Source organism: Streptomyces sp. NPDC053542, assembly GCF_044544685.1.
Classification (GTDB): domain Bacteria; phylum Actinomycetota; class Actinomycetes; order Streptomycetales; family Streptomycetaceae; genus Streptomyces.
Map to the genome: position 1 here is coordinate 214,805 of NZ_JBITXL010000008.1, position 20,772 is coordinate 235,576.

The following is a 20,772-nucleotide window of genomic DNA, read 5'->3' on the forward strand; positions in this document are numbered from 1 at the left end:
GCGGGCGGGCGGTGTGGGCAGTGGCCAGGGGACTGGGGCGGCTGGGGCACAGGAGAGGGCGTACGCCGTGGCCGGTATGCCGTGAGACGCCGCGTTGCCCGTTGTCCGGCCTGGTGCTGCGTTGCTTGGGTGAGCCGTGACCCAAGCGTTCCTGTGGCAGTGAAGTGCCCAGGTGACATGACGGAGGTTGATGCGATGACGGCATCGCGACGCCCGGCCCGGGCCGTGGGGATGTTGGCCCTGGCTGCGGGGATGATGCTGCCCTTGGCGGTGGCCGGACCCGCACACGCGGCCCCGCCGGTGGCCTTCTCCGAGCCCGGCATACACGAGTTCACCGTCCCGGCGGGGGTGGAGAACGTCATCGTCCTCGTGGTCGGCGCCGGCGCGGGCGGTGGCGGCGGTGGCCAGGGCATCGCCGGCCTCGGCGGCGGCGGTGGCGGAGGCGGCGCAGGGGGCACAACCATCGACTGCCGCCTCGGCGTCGCGGAAGGCGACACCCTCGAGATCCGCGTTGCCGCGGGCGGTGTCGGAGGAGCCGGCGGCAGCGGCCGCCCCCTCGGCAGGGCGGGAGAATCCGGGAAGACCGGCCGGGTGGCGACCACCGTCGTGGGTCCGGGATCGCGATTTGCGACCTCGGCGGGAGCCAACGGCGGTCAGGGCGGTGGCGGCGAACTGGCCGGGGGTGCGGGGCGAGGCGGTACCGCCGGCGGCCAGTCCCGCACCTGCAGCGACTTCACGGAGGCACAGCCCGGCGAGCCGGGCGACGACGGCAAGGACGGCCTCGTCACAGGTGGGGCAGGCGGCAAGGGCGGCGCTGCGGGCAGTGGCGTGCCGGAGGAGTGCCCCGCCGGGACCGGTGTCGGCGGTAACGGGGGAGCGGGCGGCGGCCCGCTCGGCAACGGCAAGCCCGGCACCAACGGCGGCAACGGCTGTGTCGTCCTGGCCTACTGAGCCTGCCCTCGGTGCCACCCGATCTGCGTGCCCTGCGGGACTGCCGCCTTGACCTCAAGGAAACTTGAGGTCATAGCGTCGGTCCCGTCGCCGAGCAAGCGCCCCGGCTCTGACCAGGAGGGACATCTCATGCCCGCCATTCCCGGCCGTTACCGCCACGCCGCGGTCCCGCACCTCATGATCGACGGCGCCGCCGAGGCGATGGCCTTCTACGCGACCGCGTTCGGCGCCGAGGAAATCATGCGTATCGCTCGCCCCGACGGGCGGATTCTGCACGCCGAGATGCGGATCCAGGATTCGGTGATCATGGTCGGCGACGGGGACGGCGCGTTCCGCACGCCGCGGCAAGCGGGCGGCACGACGGTGGGTCTGCACGTGTACGTCGACGATGTCGACACGCTGTACCGCCGGGCCGTCGCCGCCGGGGCGGAGTCGCTCCAGCCGCCCACCGACATGTTCTACGGCGACCGGACCGTCATGCTGAGGGACCCCTTCGGACACGTCTGGGTCTTCCTGACCCAGGTCGAGGAGCTCTCGCCGGAGGAGGTCGCCCAGCGGGGCAACGCGCTGCTCCAGGGCTAGCCGCCGGACACGGCCCGGCCCGGCTGCGATCAGGCCGCCGGCTCGTACGGACCGCCCACGTCCCACGCCTGGTGCATCGCGTCGGCGAAGGCGGCAGCGAGCAGGTGCTCGCCCGACGGCGACGGGTGCGTGCCGTCGTACGTGTCGCGGTCCAGGGAGTAGTCCTCCGGGGGCGACGCGAGGAGCAGCGGGGACGCCGGGGTGGAGAGGTCGGCGACGGCCTTGGCCAGCAGCTCGTTGAAACGGTCGCACTGGGCGGCGAAGTCGGGGTCGCCGGACGCCCGTACGTTGGGGATGACGGGCATCAGTACGGCCCGGACGTGCGGCCGCGCGGCGCGGGCCGCCGTGAGGAAGCGGCGCGCGTTCTCGGCGGTCTGGTCCGCGTCCGTGTAGAAGCCGAGGTCTATGAGGCCGAGGGAGATGAGCAGCGTGTCGGCCTTGTGCGCGCGGACGGCCTCGCCGATGAGCGGGGCCATGTGCAGCCAGCCCTCGCCCCAGCCGGCGAGATGGCGGCGGGCGCGCTCGGGAAAGGCGGAGTCGCCGTAGTCGTACGAGACGGGCTCGGCCGCCGCGATGTCGTACAGCGTGTCGCGCGGGCCGACGATGCGGTAGGGGCCGCCGTAGGTCCGGTTGAGGTGCTGCCACATGCGGTAACGCCAGGTGTAGTCGCCGGCGGAGCCGATGGTCATGGAGTCGCCGACGAACATGATCCGCATCCGGCCATTTTCGCCGATCGCGGGCCCGGCCGGTACGTGACGCTGCCCACGCGCCGTCGCGGACCGCCGCGCTGATGGGAAGCTGGGGGCATGCGTTCGCTTCTGTGTGCGGCCGGTGCCGCGGGGATCCTGCTGGTCGCGTCGGCCGCCACTGCGGTGGCCGCGCCCGCCGCCGACCCGGAACCGTTCACGATCAAGGATCAGCGGATCACCGAGTCCAGCGGGCTGGCCGCGAGCCGCGCGCACCCGGGCGTCTACTGGACGCACAACGACAGCGACGACGGGCCGTACGTCTACGCGGTGGACTCCCGGACCGGCCGTACCGTCGCCACCGTCACGATGCGCGGGGTCGGCGACCCGCGCGACGTCGAGGCGATCTCGATCGGGGCCGATGGTGACGTGTACGTCGGCGACATCGGGGACAACCTCGACGGGTCCTGGGACCACGTGTGGATCTACCGCTTCCCGGAGCCGAAGCAGCTGCGCGACCAGACGGTGACGGCCACTCAGTACGACGTGAAGTACGCGGACGGGCCGCGGAACGCCGAGGCGATGATGGTCCATCCGAAGACCGGGCGGGTGTACGTCGTGTCGAAGAAGGAGGACGGCGGGGCCGCGCTGTACGCGGGCCCGGAGCGGCTGAGTACCGCCGGCCCGAACGTCTTCCGGCGCGTCACGGGCATCGACATGTGGGTCACCGACGGCGCGTTCTCGCCGGACGGGTCCCGCCTGATGCTGCGCAGCTACTTCGGCGGGCGGATGTTCCGCTGGCAGGACGGCCGCCCGAAGGACGACATCGGCAGCGTGGGCGTACCGATCCAGGGCCAGGGCGAGTCGGTCACGTTCACCCCGGACGGCCGCACGCTGATGTTCGGCTCGGAGGGCGCGAACAGCCGGGTCGAGCCGGTCGGCCTGAACGGGAGACAGCTCCCGGACTCGACGTCCGGAGACGCATCCGCCACACCGGGCGTCGACAGTACGGGCGGCTCCTCCGATTCGTCAGACTCCTCCGATTCGTCCGACTCCTCGGAGAAGAGCAGCCCGGCCGTCACCGGCATCATCGTCATCGGCGTGGCCATCGCAGCCGTACTGGCCATCCGCCGCCGCGGCCGCCGCTGAGCGCGGAATGCGCAAGGGGCCCCGGCGATCGTCTCGCCGGGGCCCCTTCGTGTGTCAGCGCGGCTGCGCGACCGGAGTGATCAGAGCTTGTCGATCACGTAGTCGATGCAGGTCGTGAGGGCCTCGACGTCCGCCGGGTCGATCGCCGGGAACATCGCGATGCGCAGCTGGTTGCGGCCGAGCTTGCGGTACGGGTCGGTGTCGACGATGCCGTTGGCGCGCAGGACCTTGGCCACGGCCGCGGCGTCCACGTCCTCGTTGAAGTCGATCGTGCCGATGACCTGCGAGCGCTTCGCCGGGTCGGTGACGAACGGGGTGGCGTACTTGGAGTCCTCGGCCCAGCCGTACAGCGTGCGGGAGGAGGTCGCGGTGCGGCGGACCGCCCAGTCCAGGCCGCCCTGGCCGTTGATCCACTCCAGCTGCTCGTTGAGCAGGAAGAGGGTGGAGAGGGCGGGGGTGTTGTACGTCTGGTTCTTCAGCGAGTTGTCGATCGCCGTCGGCAGCGAGAAGAACTCCGGGACGTGGCGGCCGGAGGCGTGGACCGCGCGGGCGCGCTCCAGGGCCGCGGGCGAGAACACGCCGATCCACAGGCCGCCGTCGGAGGCGAAGGACTTCTGCGGGGCGAAGTAGTAGACGTCCGTCTCGGTGATGTCGACCGGGAGGCCGCCCGCGCCGGAGGTGGCGTCGACCAGGACGAGGGAGCCCTCGTCGGCGCCCGCGACGCGCTTGATGGGCGCGGCGACACCGGTGGAGGTCTCGTTGTGGGTGAAGGCGTAGACGTCCACGCCGGCCTCGGCCTGCGGCTCCGGGTGCGTACCGGGGTCGGAGGAGATGACGGTCGGCTCCTCCAGCCAGGGCGCGAGCTTGCTGGCCTTGGCGAACTTCGAGGAGAACTCGCCGAAGGAGAGGTGCTGGGACTTGCGCTCGATCAGGCCGTGCGTCGCGATGTCCCAGAAGGCGGTCGAGCCGCCGTTGCCCAGGACGACCTCGTAGCCCTCGGGGAGCTGGAAGAGGTCGCGAACGCCCTCGCGCACCTTGCCGACCAGGTTCTTGACCGGGGCCTGGCGGTGGGAGGTGCCGAGGAGGGAGGTTCCGGTGGCGGCCAGGGCGTCGAGCGCCTCCGTACGCACCTTGGAGGGGCCAGCGCCGAAACGTCCGTCGGCGGGCTTGATGTCAGCGGGAATCTGGATCTCAGCCACGTATGAAGCCTAATCCGTCGGGCCGCCGGGGTCTGACCGGAGTCCAGCCGTTGAGACGCATGTGTCCGAGATGGACGAGACGCAGGTGTCCGGGGATGGCCGGGCGTCGTGGGCCATCTCCCGCCGCTCCGCGGGGCAGGCTGAGGGGTATGGCTGAGCGTGCGCAGAGGGAGACAGGGACAGGAACGGCGGACCAGGAGCTGGTACGGGCCTTGGCGTCGGCCGTACGCGGGGAGGTGTCGGGCACCGCGGCGGACCGCGCGCTGGTGACCATGGACGCGTCGAACTACCGGCGGGTGCCGCGGGCCGTCGTCACACCGCGGGACGCGGAAGACGTCGCGGCCGCCCTCGCGGTCTGCCGGGAGCACGGCGTGCCCGTCGTGCCGCGCGGCGGCGGTACGTCCATCGCGGGGCAGGCCACCGGCACGGGCGTGGTGCTGGACTTCACCCGGCACATGCGGCGGATCGTGTCGCTGGACCCGGAGGCGCGGACGGCCGTGGTCCAGCCGGGTGTGATCTGCGACGAGCTGCGCACCGCGGCCGCCGCGCACGGCCTGACCTTCGGGCCCGACCCGTCCACGCACAGCCGCTGCACGATCGGCGGCATGATCGGCAACAACTCCTGCGGCTCGCACTCGGTGGCCTGGGGGACGACGGCGGACAACGTGAGCGCGCTGGACGTGCTGACGTACGGGGGCGAGCGCGTCCGCGCGGGACAGGGCTGGGACGGCGTGCCGGGCGCCCTCGCGGACGGCGTGCGCGCCCTGGTCGACGGGGACCTCGCGCTGCTGCGCACCGGTTTCCCCGAGCTGCCGCGCCGGATCTCCGGGTACGCGCTGGACGCCCTGCTCCCGGAGCACGGCGTCGATCTCGCCCGGGCGCTCACCGGGAGCGAGGGCACCCTCGGCGTGCTGACCGAGGCGACGGTGAAGCTGGTCGAGGCGCCGGCCGCCAGGGTCCTCGCCGTACTGGGGTACCCGGACGAGAGCGCCGCCGCCGAGGCCGCGCACACCCTGCTGCCGTATCGGCCGCTGACGGTGGAGGGCATGGCGTCCGACCTGGTGCCCGACCCTGGTGGGCTGCCCAAGGGCGGGGCGTGGCTCTTCGTGGAGATGGGCGGCGGATCGCCGGAGGAGGCGCGGGCGCGCGCGGAGGAGCTGTGCCGGGCGGCGGCCGCGGACGGGGTCACGGACCATCTGCTCGTGTCGGATCCGGCGGGGCAGCGCGCGCTGTGGCGGGTCCGGGAGGACGCGTCGGGGACGGCGACGCGGATGCCCGACGGGAGCGAGGCGTGGCCCGGCTGGGAGGACTGCGCCGTGCCGCCGGCGCGGCTCGGCGGCTACCTGCGCGACTTCCGGGCGCTGCTCGGACAGCATGGGCTGCGCGGCACCCCGTACGGCCACTTCGGGGACGGCTGCATCCACGTACGCATCGACTTCGACCTGCTGAGCGAGCCGGGCATCCGGCGCTTCCGGGACTTCTCGCACGACCTGGCGGATCTCGTCGTCGCGCACGGCGGGTCGCTGTCCGGCGAGCACGGCGACGGGCAGGCGCGCGCCGAACTGCTGCCGAAGATGTACGGGACGGAACTCGTCGGCCTCTTCGGGCGCTTCAAGGACGTGTGGGACCCGGCGGGCGGGCTCAACCCCGGCATGCTCGTCCGCCCGGACCGCATGGACGAGAACCTCCGCTTCGCCGTGCTGCCGAAGAAGCCGGTCGACGTGGAGTTCGGGTATCCGCACGACAAGGGCGACTTCTCCGCCGCCGTCCGCCGCTGCGTCGGCGTCGCCAAGTGCCGCAACACCTCCGTCTCCGGCGCGGGCGTGATGTGCCCCTCCTTCCGGGCGACCGGCGAGGAGCAGCACTCGACCCGCGGCCGCGCCCGGCTGCTGCACGAGATGCTCGCCGGTGACATCGTCACGGACGGCTGGCGGTCGACAGAGGTGCGCGACGCGCTGGACCTGTGCCTGTCCTGCAAGGGCTGCCGCAGCGACTGCCCGGTGGGTGTCGACATGGCGACGTACAAGGCGGAGTTCCTGCACCACCACTACGAAGGGCGGCTGCGGCCCGCCGCGCACTACGCCATGGGGCGGCTGCCGCTGTGGCTGCGGGCCGCCGCCATCTCCCGGCTGGCGCCCGTGATCAACGCGGCGGCCCGGGTCGGGCCGCTCGCCGCGCTGGCCAAACGGGCGGGCGGTATCGCGCCGGAGCGCACGATCCCCGAGATCGCGCCGGAGCCGTTCACGCGCTGGCTGGACCGCCACTCCCGGGCGCGCCTCGGCGACGGTACGCACATCTTCTCCAGCGACCGGGTCGCCTTCCTCTGGCCGGACACCTTCACCAACCACCTGGCGCCGTCCGTCGGACGGGCCGCCGTCAAGGTCCTGGAGGCGACCGGCAGGGAGGTCCTGATTCCCGGCCGTGGCGACCAGAAGCCCGTCTGCTGCGGCCTGACCTACGTCTCCACCGGCCAGCTCGACCAGGCCCGCAAGGTCATGCGGCGCACGCTGGACCACGTCGAGACGTCGCTCGGCTCGCCGGTCGTCGTCCTGGAGCCGAGCTGCGCCGCGACCCTCCGCACCGACCTCCCCGAGCTGCTGCCGGACGATCCCCGCGCCGCCGAGCTGGCCGGCTCCGTCCGCACCTTCGCGCAGTACCTGGAGGAGTACGCGCCGGACTGGCGGCCGCCCCGCGTCGACCGACCGGTGGCCGGGCAGACCCACTGCCACCAGCACGCGGTGCTCGGGGACGCGGCGGAGCGCAGGCTGCGCGAGCGCGCCGGGCTGACCGGCGAGCTGAGCGGCGGCTGCTGCGGCCTCGCGGGCAATTTCGGCTTCGAGCGCGGCCATTACGACGTGTCCGTGGCGTGCGCGGAGGAGCAGCTGCTGCCTGCGGTACGGGAGGCGGCCCCGGACGCGGAGATCGTCGCCGACGGCTTCTCCTGCCGTACGCAGCTGGCGCAGCTGGGCGCGCGGCCGGGGCGCCACTTGGCGGAGGTACTGGCGGAGCACCTGTGACGGTCCGGCCGGAAACCTCTGTCAGTACCTAAAGCCGCTGAAGCGCATTTCACCAACCGGGGCGGTGGCCCTTAGCTTGGGGTACGTGAACCACTCGTCTCCCCAGTCCGGCCCGCAGGCCGGCTCGCGCTCCAGCTCCTCCGCCGGCCTCCCGGACGCCCGTGAGCCCGCGGAGCTCGCGGCGGTACCGGCCTCGGACGAGGTACGGCGGGCCGAGCGGGCCGGCGGCTCCCGCGCGCGCATGATCTCGGTCGGGCTGGTCATCGGCGGGATCGTCTCGCTGCAGTTCGGCTCGTCGGTGGCGGTACTGCTGTTCCCGCGGGCCGGTGCGCTCGGCGTGGTCACCCTGCGCCTCGTCGTCGCGGCGCTGGTCCTGCTCGTGGCCTGCCGCCCGAAGCTGCGCGGCTACTCGCGCGGCGACTGGGCCACCGTCGTCGGCTTCGGCATCGCGCTGGCCGGCATGAACTCGCTCTTCTACCAGGCCATCGACCGCATCCCGCTGGGCGCGGCCGTCACCCTGGAGTTCCTCGGCCCGCTGATCCTGTCGATCGTGACCTCGCGGCGCGCGCTCAGCCTGGTGTGGGCGGCGCTCGCGCTGGGCGGCGTCGCGCTGCTGGGCCGCGGGGGCTTCGACGGGCTGAACGCGGCCGGCGCCGGCTTCGCGCTGGCCGCCGGCGCGCTGTGGGCCGCGTACATCCTGCTGTCCGCACGCGCGGGACAGCGCTTCCCGCAGGCGGACGGGCTGGCGCTGGCGATGACGGTCGCGGCGCTCCTCAGCCTGCCGCTGGGCATCGCGTCCGCCGGTCCGGCGCTGATCGACCCCGTGACGCTCGGCCTCGGCGCGGCCGTCGCGCTGATGTCCTCGGTGCTGCCGTACACCCTGGAGCTGCTGGCCCTGCGCAGGCTCCCGGCGTCCGGCTTCGCCGTGATGATGAGCCTGGAGCCGGCCGCCGCCGCGACGGCGGGCTTCCTGGTCCTGCATCAGGCGCTCGGCTGGGCGGAGATCGCCGCCATCGCCATGGTCGTCCTCGCGAGCGTCGGCGCCGTCCGCTCGGCCGGCTCCGCGCACTGACCCCCGCCGCCGGCCCGTGGGGGCCGTTGGTGTGAGCGGCCGGGGGCGGATGGATGAAGCCGCCGGAAAACGCGTGTGGCGCCTGTCCGTCACCGGTCACACGTCTCGCTGTACGGAACGGAAGACGTACGGACGACGACGTACGGAACGGCGACGGAGGGGCGACGCGGTATGACGGGGATCGGGCGCAGGGAACTTCTCAGGTTCGGAGGCGCCGCGGTCCTCGGCGGCCCGGTGCTGCTGACCGGCCGGGCCGAAGCCGCACCGAGGCCACCCGGCCCGGGCGGCGTCCCGTACGACGCGCCACTGCCCGACAAGAAGCCCGCGGCCGACGTGCCCACCGTGAAGCCCGCCCCCGCCTTCCCCGCGCGGGCCCCGGGCGACTGGATCGACCTGACCGGCCCGGCCGAGCCGCTGCTGCTCAAGAAGCGCCTCACGCACTTCTCCGTCCTGCAGTCCTTCGCGTTCGACGAGGCGGCCGGGTACATCTACGCCCTCCAGATCGTGCAGGGCGGCGTCCGCCTCAAGGGCGAGGGGCGCACGTACAGCCACGCGCAGCGGGCCAGCCGCGGCGACCTGTGCCTGAACCGCCTCACCATGTCGGGGAAGCTGAAGGACCGGATGTTCCTCAAGGGCTTCGGGCACGGCGGCACCCTCGGCGTGCAGCACCGGCCCGGGAAGGCGCCGCTCCTCTGGACGGAGTGGGACGTCAACCCCGCCTCCGGCTACGGCCGCGGCATCGCCCGCTTCCCCTACGCCCCGAACCGGGTGCTGCGGGCCGACGACCGTGCGCTGCGCACGTACCGGCCGCAGCCCGGCACCACGAAGAACCAGCCGGCGGTCGACATGACCACCCGCCGCCTGCTGCTCCGCTACCGCCGCCCGACCGGCGTCTACCGCTACGCGCTCTACGACCTGGACGACTTCGGCGCGGGCAGCCCGAAGCCGCTCGCCGACGTCGCGCAGCCGCTCCTGCGCAAGGGCGTCTTCCACCAGGGACTGGCGCTGTCGGGGAACTACGCGTACCAGCTCACCGGCAGCCCCTACGGCCCCGGCAACCCGGCATCCGGGCCCGGCAACGCCCGCCTGACCTGCGTCGACATGCGCAGCGGCGCGATCGTGCAGGAGGTCCGCACACGCGCGGGGCAGAAGCTGCACCCGCGCGAGCCGGAGGGCCTGGCCGTACTGCACCGCGGCGGCGAACGCCTGGTCGCGGGCTTCACCTCGGGCAAGGTCAACCGCCGCCGCTTCTCGCTGTACGCGCACGGCGGCTGACACACGGACCGGACTCCTGCCGCTGAACTCCTACTGCGGCTTCGCGTACTGCTGGGCCATGACGCCGGCGAAGTCGAACACCACGACCGGCTCGTCGCCCACGACCCAGGCGTCGTGCCCGGGAGAGATCACGAAGACATCGCCGGGGCCGCCGTCGGCCTCCGTGCCGTCGTCCATGCGGACGTGCATCCGGCCCTGCACGATGTAGCCGTTGTGCGGCACCTCGCAGCTGCTGGTCCCCGCGACCGGGGCCAGGGACTCGGACCAGCGCCAGCCCGGTTCGAAGGTCGCCCTGGCGAAGTCCAGCCCGGGCAGGTGGACGGCTTCCATGTGGCCGCGGGGGAACTCGCGCCGTTCGTCCGGTTGATCGATCGCCTTGACCTCAAGGGTCGTCTTCACTCCAAGCATGGGGGATCATCCCTTCGTTCAATAGGGCAAAGTCCCCCCTTTCTCCATGGTGCGCCCGCCCGCCGGGGCCCACCATCCGGGAGCGGCGGCCACTCACGCCGACAAAATCATGCAGGCATGCTTGATTGTTTCTGTGCCTGCTGCCACTCTCGTAGCCGCACCACCACACACGTCAACGCGGCCCGCCCGCCAGTGAGTCGGGCCCGATGAGGGGAGTGCAGCGTGTCCGACCCGAGCCCGGTGCTCGCCGATCTGCGCGCGGAGGGCCAGGCGCTGGACGCCCTCGTGGGGCCGCTCGCCGCGGGCCGCTGGGCGACGCCGACGCCCGCCGCGGGCTGGACGATCGCCCACCAGATCGCCCACCTCGCCTGGACCGACCAGCAGGCGCTGCTGGCGGCCACCGACCCGGACGGCTTCCGGCGCGCCGCCGAGGCGGCGCTCGCCTCCCCGGACACCTTCGTCGACGAAGGCGCCGAGGAAGGGGCCCGCCGGCCGCCCGCCGAACTGCTGGCCCACTGGCGCGGGGGCCGCGAGGCGCTGCACGACGCGCTCGCCGCGTACACCGGAGGCCGGCTGCCCTGGTTCGGCCCGCCCATGAGCATCACCTCGATGGCCACCGCCCGGCTGATGGAGACCTGGGCGCACGGCCAGGACGTCGCCGACGCGCTGGGCGTCGTACGGGAGCCGACCGCCCGGCTGCGGCACGTCGCCCACATCGGCGTACGGGCCCGGAACTTCGCCTACCTGGCGCACGGGCTCACGCCCCCGGAGGAGGAGTTCCGCGTCGAGCTGCGGGCACCGGGCCCGGACGGCGGGGTGTGGACGTACGGCCCCGAGGACGCGGCGCAGCGGGTGACCGGCGACGCGCTCGGCTTCTGCCTGCTGGTCACCCAGCGGGCGCACCGTGACGACGTGGACGTACGGGCCGAGGGCGCGGAGGCCGACCGGTGGCTGGGCATCGCCCAGGCGTTCGCCGGGCCGCCGGGCCCGGGCCGCGGCCCCCGCTCGGCCGCCGCCCCGAAGGAGCCCACCGCGTGACCCGCCCGGAACCGCAGCCACCCACCGCACCCCTGCGCGTAGGCAACGCCTCCGGCTTCTACGGCGACCGCTTCAGTGCGCTGGAGGAGATGCTCACCGGCGGCCCCCTCGACATCCTCACCGGCGACTACCTCGCCGAACTCACCATGCTCATCCTGGGCCGGGACCGCCTGAAGGACCCCGGCCGCGGCTACGCGAAGACCTTCCTGCGGCAGCTGGAGACCTGCCTCGGACTGGCCGCCGAGCGCGGCGTACGGATCGTCACCAATGCGGGCGGCCTCAACCCGGCCGGACTCGCCGACGCGGTAAGGGAGTTGGCGGACAAGGTCGGCGTACCGGTGCGCGTCGCGCACGTCGAGGGCGATGATCTGCTTGCCCGGCCCGGGTGGCCCGCGGGGACCCTGACCGCCAACGCCTACCTCGGCGGGGGCGGCATCGCGGAGTGCCTGCGGGCCGGCGCCGGGATCGTCGTCACCGGCCGCGTCACCGACGCCGCGCTGGTCAGCGGCGCGGCGGCCGCGCACTTCGGGTGGCGGCCCGACGAGTACGACCGGCTGGCGGGCGCGGTGCTCGCCGGGCACGTCCTGGAGTGCGGCACCCAGGCCACCGGCGGCAACTACTCCTTCTTCGGCGCCCTGGACGTGCACCGCCCCGGCTTCCCGCTCGCCGAGATCGCCGAGGACGGCTCGTCGGTGATCACCAAGCACCCGGGCACCGGCGGCGCCGTCACGGTCGGCACGGTCACCGCGCAGCTGCTGTACGAGACGACGGGCGCGCGGTACGCCGGGCCCGACGTGACCGCCCGGCTGGACTCCGTACGGCTGACCGAGGACGGCCCTGACCGGGTGCGCCTCGACGGCGTGCGCGGTGAGGCGCCGCCGCCCACGCTCAAGGCCGGGCTGACCCGGCTCGGCGGCTGGCGCAACGAGGTCACGTTCGTCCTCACCGGGCTGGACGTGGAGCTCAAGGCTCAGCTCGTGCGCGAGCAGATGGAGGCGGCCTTCGCGGCGGCCGGGCGGCGGCCCGCCGAGGTGGACTGGCACCTCGCCCGCACCGACCACCCGGACGCGGCGGCCGAGGAGGAGGCCAGCGCGCTGCTGCGGCTGGTGGTCCGGGACCCGGACCAGGACGCGGTCGGCCGGGTCATCAGCGGCGCGGCGGTCGAGCTGGCCCTCGGCAGCTACCCGGGCTTCCACGTCACGGCACCGCCCGGCAAGGGCGCCCCGTACGGCGTCTTCGAGGCGGCGTACGTACCGGCGGGGGAGGCCCCGCACGTCGCCGTACTGCCGGACGGCCGTCGCGTGAACGTCGAACCACCAAGCGCAACAAGGGAGTTGGCGCGCGAGCCCGACCCTCCGCTGCCCGAGCCGCTGCACCACGACGGCCCCACCCGCCGCGCCCCGCTCGGCCTCGTCGCCGGGGCCCGCAGCGGCGACAAGGGCGGCGCGGCCAACGTCGGGGTGTGGGCGCGCACCGAGGAGGCGTGGCGGTGGCTGGCGCACGAGCTGACCACCGACCGGCTGCACGCCCTCCTCCCGGAGGCCGCGACGCTGCCCGTCGAGCGGCACGTGCTGCCGAACCTGCGGGCGCTGAACTTCGTGATCGACGGACTGCTGGGCGCGGGCGTGGCCTCGCAGGCCCGCTTCGACCCGCAGGCCAAGGCCGTCGGCGAGTGGCTCCGCGCCCGCCACCTGGACATACCGGAGGTACTGCTGTGACTGTGCTCGGCACAGGGCTGGACACCGCGAGCCCCGAGTACGCGGAGAACCGCGCGGCGCTGCTCGCCAAGCTGGACGAGCTGGCCGCCGAGCAGGCCAAGGCGGTCGGCGGGGGCGGCGAGAAGTACGTCGAGCGGCACCGCAAGCGCGGCAAGCTGCTCGCCCGCGAACGCATCGAGCTGCTCCTCGACCCCGACACCCCCTTCCTGGAGCTGTCCCCGCTCGCCGCGTGGGGGAGCGACTACCAGGTGGGCGCCTCGCTGGTCACCGGGATCGGCGTGATCGAGGGCGTGGAGTGCCTGATCACCGCCAATGACCCGACCGTACGCGGCGGCGCCTCCAACCCCTGGACGCTGAAGAAGGCGCTGCGCGCGAACGAGATCGCGTACGCCAACCGGCTGCCCGTGGTGTCGCTGGTGGAGTCGGGCGGCGCGGACCTGCCCAGCCAGAAGGAGATCTTCATCCCGGGCGGGGCGCTCTTCAAGGACATCACCCGGCTGTCCGCGGCCGGCATCCCGACCGTCGCCGTCGTCTTCGGGAACTCCACGGCCGGCGGCGCGTACGTCCCCGGCATGTCCGACCACGTGATCATGGTCAAGGAGCGGGCCAAGGTCTTCCTCGGCGGGCCGCCGCTGGTGAAGATGGCCACCGGTGAGGAGAGCGACGACGAGTCCCTCGGCGGCGCCGAGATGCACGCCCGTACGTCCGGGCTCGCGGACTACTTCGCTGTCGACGAGCCGGACGCGCTGCGCCAGGCCCGCCGTGTCGTCGCCCGTCTCAACTGGCGCAAGGCGCACGCCGATCCGGCGCTCGCCGAGCCCCCCAAGTACGACCAGGACGAGCTGCTGGGCATCGTCCCGGGGGATCTCAAGATTCCCTTCGATCCGCGCGAGGTCATCGCCCGCCTCGTCGACGGCTCGGACTTCGACGAGTTCAAGCCGCTGTACGGGCCCTCGCTCACGACCGGGTGGGCGCGGCTGCACGGCTACCCGGTGGGCATCCTCGCCAACGCCCAGGGCGTGCTCTTCAGCGAGGAGTCGCAGAAGGCCGCCCAGTTCATCCAGCTCGCCAACCAGCGCGACATCCCGCTGCTCTTCCTGCACAACACCACCGGCTACATGGTCGGCAAGGAGTACGAACAGGGCGGGATCATCAAGCACGGCGCGATGATGATCAATGCGGTGTCCAATTCGACGGTCCCGCATCTGTCCGTGCTGATGGGCGCTTCGTACGGCGCGGGCCACTACGGCATGTGCGGCCGGGCCTACGACCCGCGCTTCCTCTTCGCCTGGCCGAGCGCCAAGTCGGCCGTCATGGGGCCGCAGCAGCTCGCGGGCGTGCTGTCGATCGTGGCCCGCGCCTCGGCGGCTGCGAAGGGGCAGCCGTACGACGACGAGGCGGACGCCGGGCTGCGCGCGATGGTCGAGCAGCAGATCGAGTCCGAGTCGCTGCCGATGTTCCTGTCCGGGCGGCTCTACGACGACGGCGTCATCGACCCGCGCGACACCCGAACTGTCCTGGGCCTGTGCCTGTCCGCGATCCACACGGCGCCTTACGAAGGCGCGCGAAGTGGCTTCGGCGTCTTCCGGATGTGAGGTTTCCGTTGATCACTTCTGTACTTGTCGCCAACCGCGGCGAGATCGCCCGCCGTATCTTCCGTACCTGTCGTGACCTGGGCATCTCCACGGTCGCCGTGCACTCCGACGCGGACGCCGACGCGCCCCACGTCAAGGAGGCGGACGCGGCCGTCCGCCTCCCCGGGGACGCGCCCGCCGACACCTACCTGCGCGGCGACCTGATCGTGAAGGCCGCGCTGGACGCCGGTGCCGACGCGGTCCATCCCGGTTACGGCTTTCTGTCCGAGAACCCGGAGTTCGCGGCCGCGGTGGCCGACGCCGGGCTGACCTGGATCGGCCCGCCGCCCGCCGCCATCGAGGCGATGGCCTCCAAGACCCGGGCCAAGGAACTGATGGGCATCGCCCCGCTCACCGAGGTCACGGAGGACGACCTTCCCGTACTGGTGAAGGCGGCGGCGGGCGGCGGCGGCCGCGGTATGCGCGTCGTCCGCAGACTGGCCGACCTGGACGGCGAGTTGGCTGCCGCGCGGGCTGAGGCCCGCAGCGCCTTCGGGGACGGCGAGGTCTTCGTGGAGCCGTACATCGAGAACGGCCGCCACGTCGAGGTGCAGATCCTCGCCGACGCGCACGGCACCGTCTGGCCGCTGGGCACCCGCGACTGCTCCCTCCAGCGCCGCCACCAGAAGGTCATCGAGGAGGCCCCGGCGCCCGGTCTCGCTCCCGGACTGACGGCGAAGCTGTACGAGATGGCCGTACAGGCCGCCCGCGCGACCGACTACCGCGGCGCCGGCACCGTCGAATTCCTCGTCGTCGACGGCACCGCGCACTTCCTGGAGATGAACACCCGCCTCCAGGTCGAACACCCTGTTACCGAGGAGATCTTCGGCATAGATCTCGTCGCGCTCCAGTTGAGCGTCGCCGAGGGCGAGGCGCTGCCCGACGCGCCGCCCGAGCCGCGCGGCCACGCCGTCGAGGCCCGCCTCTACGCCGAGGACCCGGCCGCCGGCTGGGCCCCGCAGACCGGCACCCTGCACGGCCTTTCCGTACCGGGCGTTCGTCTTGATTCCGGCTACGCCGACGGCGACACCATCGGCATCCACTACGACCCGATGCTCGCCAAGGCCGTCGCCTGGGCGCCCACCCGCGCCGCCGCCGTCCGCAAGCTGGCGGGCGCGCTGGAGCGGGCCCGCATCCACGGTCCGGTCACCAACCGCGAGCTGCTGGTGCGCTCCCTGCGCCACCCGGAGTTCACCGCGGCACGGATGGACACCGGGTTCTACGACCGGCACCTGTCCGGCCTCACGGCCGTCACCCCCGACCCGTACGCACCACTGGCCGCGGCCCTCGCCGACGCGCACGGCCGTTCCCGCTTCGGGGGCTGGCGCAATGTGTACTCCCAGCCGCAGGTCAAGCGGTACCGCACCGAGCCTGACGGCGAGGAGCACGAAGTCCGCTACCGGCACACCCGGCACGGGCTGGCCGCCGAGGGTGTGGTGGTCGTGCACGCGGGGCCCGACCGGGTCGTGCTGGAGGCCGACGGCGTACGGCGTACGTACGAGGTCACCGCGCACGGCGACCGGGTGTACGTGGGCAGCACCACGCTCACGGCGCTGCCTCGTTTCCCCGACCCGACGGCCCGCCAGGAGCCCGGGTCGCTGCTGGCCCCCATGCCCGGCACGGTGATCCGCGTCGCGGACGGTCTCGCCGAGGGCGCGGCCGTGGAGGCAGGCCAGCCGATTCTCTGGCTGGAGGCCATGAAGATGGAGCACAAGATCACCGCGCCTGCGACCGGAACCCTCACCGCCCTGCACGCCGAGCCCGGCCGTCAGGTCGAGGTCGGCGCCCTCCTCGCCGTCGTCAGCGACTGATGGACACCTCTCAAGGGAGCCCCATGACCAGCCTGATCGAAACCGAAGAGCACCGCGCCCTCCGTGACGCGGTCGCCGCGCTCGGCAAGCGCTACGGACGCGAGTACTTCACCCGTGTCACCTCCGAGGGCAAGCACACCGACGAACTCTGGGCCGAGGCCGCGAAGCTCGGGTATCTCGGGGTCAACCTGCCCGAGGAGTACGGCGGCGGAGGCGGCGGCATCGCCGAACTCTCCATCGTGCTGGAGGAGTTGGGCGCGGCCGGCTGCCCTCTCCTGATGCTCGTCGTCTCGCCCGCCATCTGCGGCACGGTCATCGCCCGCTTCGGTACCGAGGAGCAGAAGCGGCAGTGGCTGCCGGGCCTGGCCGACGGGTCGCGCAAGATGGCGTTCGGGATCACCGAGCCCGACGCGGGCTCCAACTCGCACCGCATCACCACCACGGCGCGCCGCGACCCGGAGACCGGCGGCTGGATACTCAACGGCCGCAAGGTCTTCGTCTCCGGCGTCGACATCGCCGAGGCCACCCTGATCGTCGGCCGCACGGAGGACGCCAAAACCGGCAAGCTCAAGCCCTGCCTCTTCATCGTCCCCCGCGACACCCCCGGCTTCGCCCGCAACCCGATCTCCATGGAACTGGCCGCGCCGGAGAAGCAGTTCGAGCTGGTACTCGATGATGTACGGCTGCCCGCCGACGCGCTGGTCGGTGACGAGGACGCGGGGCTGCTCCAGCTCTTCGCCGGGCTCAATCCCGAGCGCGTGATGACCGCCGCCTTCGCGCTCGGCATGGCCCGTTACGCGCTGGAGCGGGCCGTGGAGTACGCCCGCGACCGGCAGGTGTGGAAGGTGCCGGTCGGCGCCCACCAGGCCATCGCGCACCCGCTCGCCCAGTGCCACATCGACATCGAGCTGGCCCGGCTGATGATGCACAAGGCGGCCCACCTGTACGACATCGGGGACGACATGGGGGCGGGCGAGGCCGCCAACATGGCGAAGTACGCGGCGGGGGAGGCCGCGGTGAGGACCGTCGACCAGGCCGTGCACACGCTCGGCGGCAACGGCCTCAGCACGGAGTACGGCCTCGCCTCGATGATCACCGCGGCCCGGGTGGCCAGAATCGCCCCGGTCAGCCGCGAGATGATCCTCAACTTCGTGTCCCACCAGTCCCTGGGTCTCCCCAAGTCGTACTGAGGGGCGTCATGCTGCGGGACATCGTCCGCCACCGTCCGCCCCCCACGCCGCAGCCGGCAGTCGTCCGACCATCGAGCGAAGGGCCGTGAGTCCATGGTGTTCCGCAGCGAGTACCCCGATGTCGCACCGCTCGACCTGCCCATCCACGAAGCCGTACTGGGTCACTCGGCCGTCGCGCACGCCGACCGGGTGGCCCTGGTCGACGGCCTGAACGGCACCACCCTCACCTACGCCGGGCTGGCCGCCCGCACCCGCCGGCTCGCCGCGGCGCTCGCCGACGCGGGCGTCCGCAAGGGCGATGTGCTGGCCCTGCACAGCCCGAACTCCCTCGCGTACCCGATCGTCTGTTACGCCGCCTCGCGGTGCGGCGCCGTCGTCACCCCCGTCCACCCGCTCGCCACCGCGGACGAGGTCGCCAAGCAGCTGCGCGACTCCGGCGCCCGCTGGCTGGTGACGGTCTCCGTGCTGCTGTCCACCGCCCGTACGGCGGCGGAGAAGTGCGGCGGCGTGACGGAGATCTTCGTCTGCGACGGGGCCGACGGGCACCGGTCCCTGGCCGACCTGCTGGCCACCGAGGCGCCCGAGCCGCAGGTCACGATCGACCCGGCCGAGGACCTGGCCTGTCTGCCGTACTCCTCCGGCACCACCGGCGCGCCCAAAGGCGTGATGCTCACCCACCGCAACATCGCCACCAACCTCGTCCAGCTCGACGGCGTCCTCAGCGGCGGCCCCGGCGACCGGATTCTTGCGGTGCTTCCCTTTTTTCACATTTACGGGATGACCGCGCTGATGAACGCCCCGCTCCGGCAGGGCGCCACCGTCGTCGTCCTGCCCCGCTTCGACCTCGACACCTTCCTGACCGCCATCGAGACCCACCGCGTCAACGCGGTCTATGTCGCCCCGCCGATCGTCCTGGCGCTCGCCAAGCACCCGGCCGTCGCGGGCCGGGACCTCTCCTCGCTGGAGTACGTGCTCAGCGCGGCGGCGCCGCTGGACGCCGAGCTGGCGGCCGCGTGCGCCGGCCGGCTGAAACTGCCGCCGCTCCTCCAGGCGTACGGCATGACCGAACTCTCGCCCGGCACCCACGTCGTGCCGCGGGACGCCCGCGAGGCGCCGCCCGGCACGGTCGGCAAGCTGTTGCCCGGTACCGAGATGCGCATCCTCGCTCTGGACGGCGGCGCCGACCTCGGCCCGGACGCCACCGGCGAGATCCTCATCCGCGGCCCCCAGGTCATGAAGGGCTACCTGGGCCGCCCCGAGGCCACCGACGCCATGATCGACGCCGACGGCTGGCTGCACACGGGCGACATCGGCTACTGCGACGCGGACGGCTGGCTGCACATCGTCGACCGGGTCAAGGAACTGATCAAGTACAAGGGTTACCAGGTGGCCCCCGCCGACCTGGAGGCGCTGCTCCTCCAGCACGAGGACATCGCCGACGCGGCCGTCATCGGCGTGCCCGACGCCGACGGCAACGAGATCCCCAAGGCGTACGTCGTACGGCAGCCGGGGGCCCTGCTCACCGAGCGGGAGATCATCGCGTACGTGGCGGACCGGGTGGCCCCCTACAAGAAGATCCGGCGGGTGGAGTTCACGGACGCCGTGCCGCGCGCCGCCACCGGCAAGATCCTGCGGCGCGAGCTCCGCGCCCGGGAAAGGAGGACCCCATGACGCTCGTTCACCGTTCCCACGAGCGCGGCATCACCACCCTCACGCTCGACTCGCCCCACAACCGCAACGCGCTCTCCGCCGCCCTGGTCACCGAGCTCCATCAGGCACTGGCCGATGCCGTCGAGGACGCCGAGACCCGGGCCGTCGTCCTGACCCACACCGGCACCACGTTCTGCGCCGGCGCCGATCTCTCCGAAGCGGCATCGGGCGCGGCCGAGGACGGCCCGCTGGGGCTGGCCCGCCTCCTCCGCACGCTCGTGGAGCTGCCCAGGCCCGTCGTCGCCCGGGTCACGGGGCACGTACGGGCCGGCGGCCTCGGCCTCCTGGCCGCCTGCGACATCTCCGTGGCGGGCCCCGCCGCGACCTTCGCCTTCACCGAGGCGCGGCTCGGCCTCGCCCCCGCGGTGATCTCCATGCCGGTACTGCCCCGCATGGCCCCCCGGGCCGCCGCCCGCTACTACCTCACCGGCGAACGCTTCGACGCCGCGGAGGCGGCCCGCACGGGCCTGATCACGCTGGCCGCGGAGGACGTGGACGAGGCACTCGCCCCCCTCCTCGCCGGTCTCCGCAAGGCGTCCCCCCAGGGACTGGCCGAATCCAAGCGGCTCACCACGGCCGAGACGCTCCGCGCCTTCGACCGCGACACCGCCGCCCTGGCCGCCAGGTCGGCCCGCCTATTCTCCTCGGACGAAGCACGGGAGGGCATGACGGCCTTCCTCGAACGCCGGGAGCCATCATGGTCACGATGACCTCACCACGCCGAGAACCCCAGCAGGAACGCAGCCGCGCCACCCGCCGCAAGCTCCTCGAAGCCGCCGTCTCCTGCCTGGCCGAACACGGCTGGGCGGGCTCCACGGTCTCCGTCGTGGCCGAGCGCGCGGGCGTCTCCCGGGGCGCGGCGCAGCACCACTTCCCCACCCGCGAGGACCTCTTCACGGCGGCGGTCGAATTCGTGGCCGAGGAACGCTCCCAGGCCCTCCGCACGCTCTTCCCCGCCTCCGCGCCCGCCGACCGCCGGGCCGTGGTCGCCGCCGTCGTGGACCTCTACACCGGCCCGCTCTTCCGGGCCGCGCTGCACCTCTGGGTCGCCGCCGCCAACGAGGACCAGCTGCACGGCCGCGTCACCGAACTGGAGGCCCGCGTCGGCCGCGAGTCGCACCGCATCGCCGTGGAACTCCTGGGCGCCGACGAGTCGGTCCCCGGTGTGCGCGAGACCGTCCAGGGCCTCCTGGACATGGCCCGGGGCCTGGGGCTGGCCACCCTGCTCAGCGACGACACGGCCCGCCGCGAACGCGTGGTGGCCCAGTGGTCCCGTCTCCTGGACGGGGCACTGGGCCACTGAGGGTGCCGGCCGTCGGCCACGGCCCTCCG

The 20,772-nt window shown here is 73.1% G+C and carries 17 protein-coding genes; 14 read left to right on the forward strand and 3 right to left on the reverse strand.

Features of this window, described 5'->3' with window-relative positions; all coding sequences use genetic code 11:
* The first annotated feature begins 195 nt into the window (after nt 1-195).
* Nucleotides 196-951: a hypothetical protein gene (locus tag ACIGXO_RS23685; RefSeq protein ID WP_399790198.1), complete on the forward strand. Its 756-nt coding sequence runs from the start codon at nt 196-198 to the stop codon at nt 949-951.
* Nucleotides 952-1,080: 129 nt separating this feature from the next.
* On the forward strand, nt 1,081-1,533 hold the full coding sequence (locus tag ACIGXO_RS23690; protein WP_399790200.1) for a VOC family protein: 453 nt from the start codon (nt 1,081-1,083) through the stop codon (nt 1,531-1,533).
* A 29-nt stretch (nt 1,534-1,562) separates the two neighbouring features.
* Here ACIGXO_RS23690 and ACIGXO_RS23695 read toward each other — a convergent pair whose 3' ends face one another.
* Nucleotides 1,563-2,249 carry a GDSL-type esterase/lipase family protein gene (locus tag ACIGXO_RS23695; RefSeq protein ID WP_399790203.1) on the reverse strand — a complete coding sequence of 229 codons (687 nt, stop codon included), beginning with the start codon at nt 2,247-2,249 and terminating at the stop codon, nt 1,563-1,565.
* A 90-nt stretch (nt 2,250-2,339) separates the two neighbouring features.
* Between ACIGXO_RS23695 and ACIGXO_RS23700 the strand changes: the two genes are divergently transcribed.
* A complete protein-coding gene (locus ACIGXO_RS23700) occupies nt 2,340-3,368 on the forward strand; it encodes a hypothetical protein (protein WP_399790206.1) in 1,029 nt (342 codons plus the stop codon).
* An 80-nt stretch (nt 3,369-3,448) separates the two neighbouring features.
* Here the strand turns inward: ACIGXO_RS23700 and serC are convergent, their stop codons facing one another.
* Entirely contained in the window at nt 3,449-4,567 is a 1,119-nt protein-coding gene (gene serC / locus ACIGXO_RS23705) for a phosphoserine transaminase (RefSeq protein WP_399790209.1), read from the reverse strand.
* A gap of 149 nt (nt 4,568-4,716) precedes the next feature.
* Between serC and ACIGXO_RS23710 the strand changes: the two genes are divergently transcribed.
* From ACIGXO_RS23710 to ACIGXO_RS23720, 3 genes are all read left to right on the forward strand, one after another.
* Nucleotides 4,717-7,584 carry an FAD-binding and (Fe-S)-binding domain-containing protein gene (locus tag ACIGXO_RS23710; RefSeq protein WP_399790211.1) on the forward strand — a complete coding sequence of 956 codons (2,868 nt, stop codon included), beginning with the start codon at nt 4,717-4,719 and terminating at the stop codon, nt 7,582-7,584.
* Nucleotides 7,585-7,825: 241 nt separating this feature from the next.
* A complete protein-coding gene (locus tag ACIGXO_RS23715; protein ID WP_399790627.1) occupies nt 7,826-8,656 on the forward strand; it encodes an EamA family transporter in 831 nt (276 codons plus the stop codon).
* A gap of 171 nt (nt 8,657-8,827) precedes the next feature.
* Nucleotides 8,828-9,931: a teichoic acid biosynthesis protein C gene (locus tag ACIGXO_RS23720; RefSeq protein WP_399790214.1), complete on the forward strand. Its 1,104-nt coding sequence runs from the start codon at nt 8,828-8,830 to the stop codon at nt 9,929-9,931.
* Nucleotides 9,932-9,961: 30 nt separating this feature from the next.
* Here ACIGXO_RS23720 and ACIGXO_RS23725 read toward each other — a convergent pair whose 3' ends face one another.
* Nucleotides 9,962-10,261 carry a cupin domain-containing protein gene (locus tag ACIGXO_RS23725; protein ID WP_399790631.1) on the reverse strand — a complete coding sequence of 100 codons (300 nt, stop codon included), beginning with the start codon at nt 10,259-10,261 and terminating at the stop codon, nt 9,962-9,964.
* Nucleotides 10,262-10,561: 300 nt separating this feature from the next.
* On the opposite strand from ACIGXO_RS23725, the gene ACIGXO_RS23730 reads away from it, so the two are divergent.
* From ACIGXO_RS23730 to ACIGXO_RS23765, 8 genes are all read left to right on the forward strand, one after another.
* Nucleotides 10,562-11,377 carry a TIGR03084 family metal-binding protein gene (locus tag ACIGXO_RS23730; RefSeq protein WP_399790216.1) on the forward strand — a complete coding sequence of 272 codons (816 nt, stop codon included), beginning with the start codon at nt 10,562-10,564 and terminating at the stop codon, nt 11,375-11,377.
* Complete coding sequence (locus ACIGXO_RS23735) at nt 11,374-13,095, forward strand: acyclic terpene utilization AtuA family protein (protein ID WP_399790218.1); 1,722 nt, start codon at nt 11,374-11,376, stop codon at nt 13,093-13,095. Before ACIGXO_RS23730 ends, ACIGXO_RS23735 begins: the two co-directional genes overlap by 4 nt.
* Nucleotides 13,092-14,690: an acyl-CoA carboxylase subunit beta gene (locus ACIGXO_RS23740; RefSeq protein WP_399790221.1), complete on the forward strand. Its 1,599-nt coding sequence runs from the start codon at nt 13,092-13,094 to the stop codon at nt 14,688-14,690. The genes ACIGXO_RS23735 and ACIGXO_RS23740 overlap by 4 nt, the downstream gene beginning before the upstream one ends.
* An 8-nt stretch (nt 14,691-14,698) precedes the next feature.
* Complete coding sequence (locus tag ACIGXO_RS23745) at nt 14,699-16,540, forward strand: biotin carboxylase N-terminal domain-containing protein (RefSeq protein WP_399790223.1); 1,842 nt, start codon at nt 14,699-14,701, stop codon at nt 16,538-16,540.
* Nucleotides 16,541-16,563: 23 nt separating this feature from the next.
* Entirely contained in the window at nt 16,564-17,730 is a 1,167-nt protein-coding gene (locus tag ACIGXO_RS23750; RefSeq protein ID WP_399790227.1) for an acyl-CoA dehydrogenase family protein, read from the forward strand.
* Between the two features lie 93 nt (nt 17,731-17,823).
* Entirely contained in the window at nt 17,824-19,401 is a 1,578-nt protein-coding gene (locus tag ACIGXO_RS23755; protein WP_399790229.1) for a 4-coumarate--CoA ligase family protein, read from the forward strand.
* A complete protein-coding gene (locus tag ACIGXO_RS23760) occupies nt 19,398-20,150 on the forward strand; it encodes an enoyl-CoA hydratase family protein (RefSeq protein WP_399790232.1) in 753 nt (250 codons plus the stop codon). The genes ACIGXO_RS23755 and ACIGXO_RS23760 overlap by 4 nt, the downstream gene beginning before the upstream one ends.
* A complete protein-coding gene (locus tag ACIGXO_RS23765) occupies nt 20,138-20,743 on the forward strand; it encodes a TetR/AcrR family transcriptional regulator (protein ID WP_399790235.1) in 606 nt (201 codons plus the stop codon). The genes ACIGXO_RS23760 and ACIGXO_RS23765 overlap by 13 nt, the downstream gene beginning before the upstream one ends.
* Nucleotides 20,744-20,772: the final 29 nt, after the last annotated feature.

Coding starts and splice junctions, on each gene's coding strand:
- ACIGXO_RS23685 (WP_399790198.1), top strand. CDS start 196: ATGACGGCATCGCGACGCCCGGCCCGGGCCGTGGGGATGTTGGCCCTG.
- ACIGXO_RS23690 (WP_399790200.1), top strand. CDS start 1,081: ATGCCCGCCATTCCCGGCCGTTACCGCCACGCCGCGGTCCCGCACCTC.
- ACIGXO_RS23695 (WP_399790203.1), bottom strand. CDS start 2,249: ATGCGGATCATGTTCGTCGGCGACTCCATGACCATCGGCTCCGCCGGC.
- ACIGXO_RS23700 (WP_399790206.1), top strand. CDS start 2,340: ATGCGTTCGCTTCTGTGTGCGGCCGGTGCCGCGGGGATCCTGCTGGTC.
- ACIGXO_RS23710 (WP_399790211.1), top strand. CDS start 4,717: ATGGCTGAGCGTGCGCAGAGGGAGACAGGGACAGGAACGGCGGACCAG.
- ACIGXO_RS23715 (WP_399790627.1), top strand. CDS start 7,826: ATGATCTCGGTCGGGCTGGTCATCGGCGGGATCGTCTCGCTGCAGTTC.
- ACIGXO_RS23720 (WP_399790214.1), top strand. CDS start 8,828: ATGACGGGGATCGGGCGCAGGGAACTTCTCAGGTTCGGAGGCGCCGCG.
- ACIGXO_RS23725 (WP_399790631.1), bottom strand. CDS start 10,261: ATGGAAGCCGTCCACCTGCCCGGGCTGGACTTCGCCAGGGCGACCTTC.
- ACIGXO_RS23750 (WP_399790227.1), top strand. CDS start 16,564: ATGACCAGCCTGATCGAAACCGAAGAGCACCGCGCCCTCCGTGACGCG.
- ACIGXO_RS23755 (WP_399790229.1), top strand. CDS start 17,824: ATGGTGTTCCGCAGCGAGTACCCCGATGTCGCACCGCTCGACCTGCCC.
- ACIGXO_RS23760 (WP_399790232.1), top strand. CDS start 19,398: ATGACGCTCGTTCACCGTTCCCACGAGCGCGGCATCACCACCCTCACG.
- ACIGXO_RS23765 (WP_399790235.1), top strand. CDS start 20,138: ATGGTCACGATGACCTCACCACGCCGAGAACCCCAGCAGGAACGCAGC.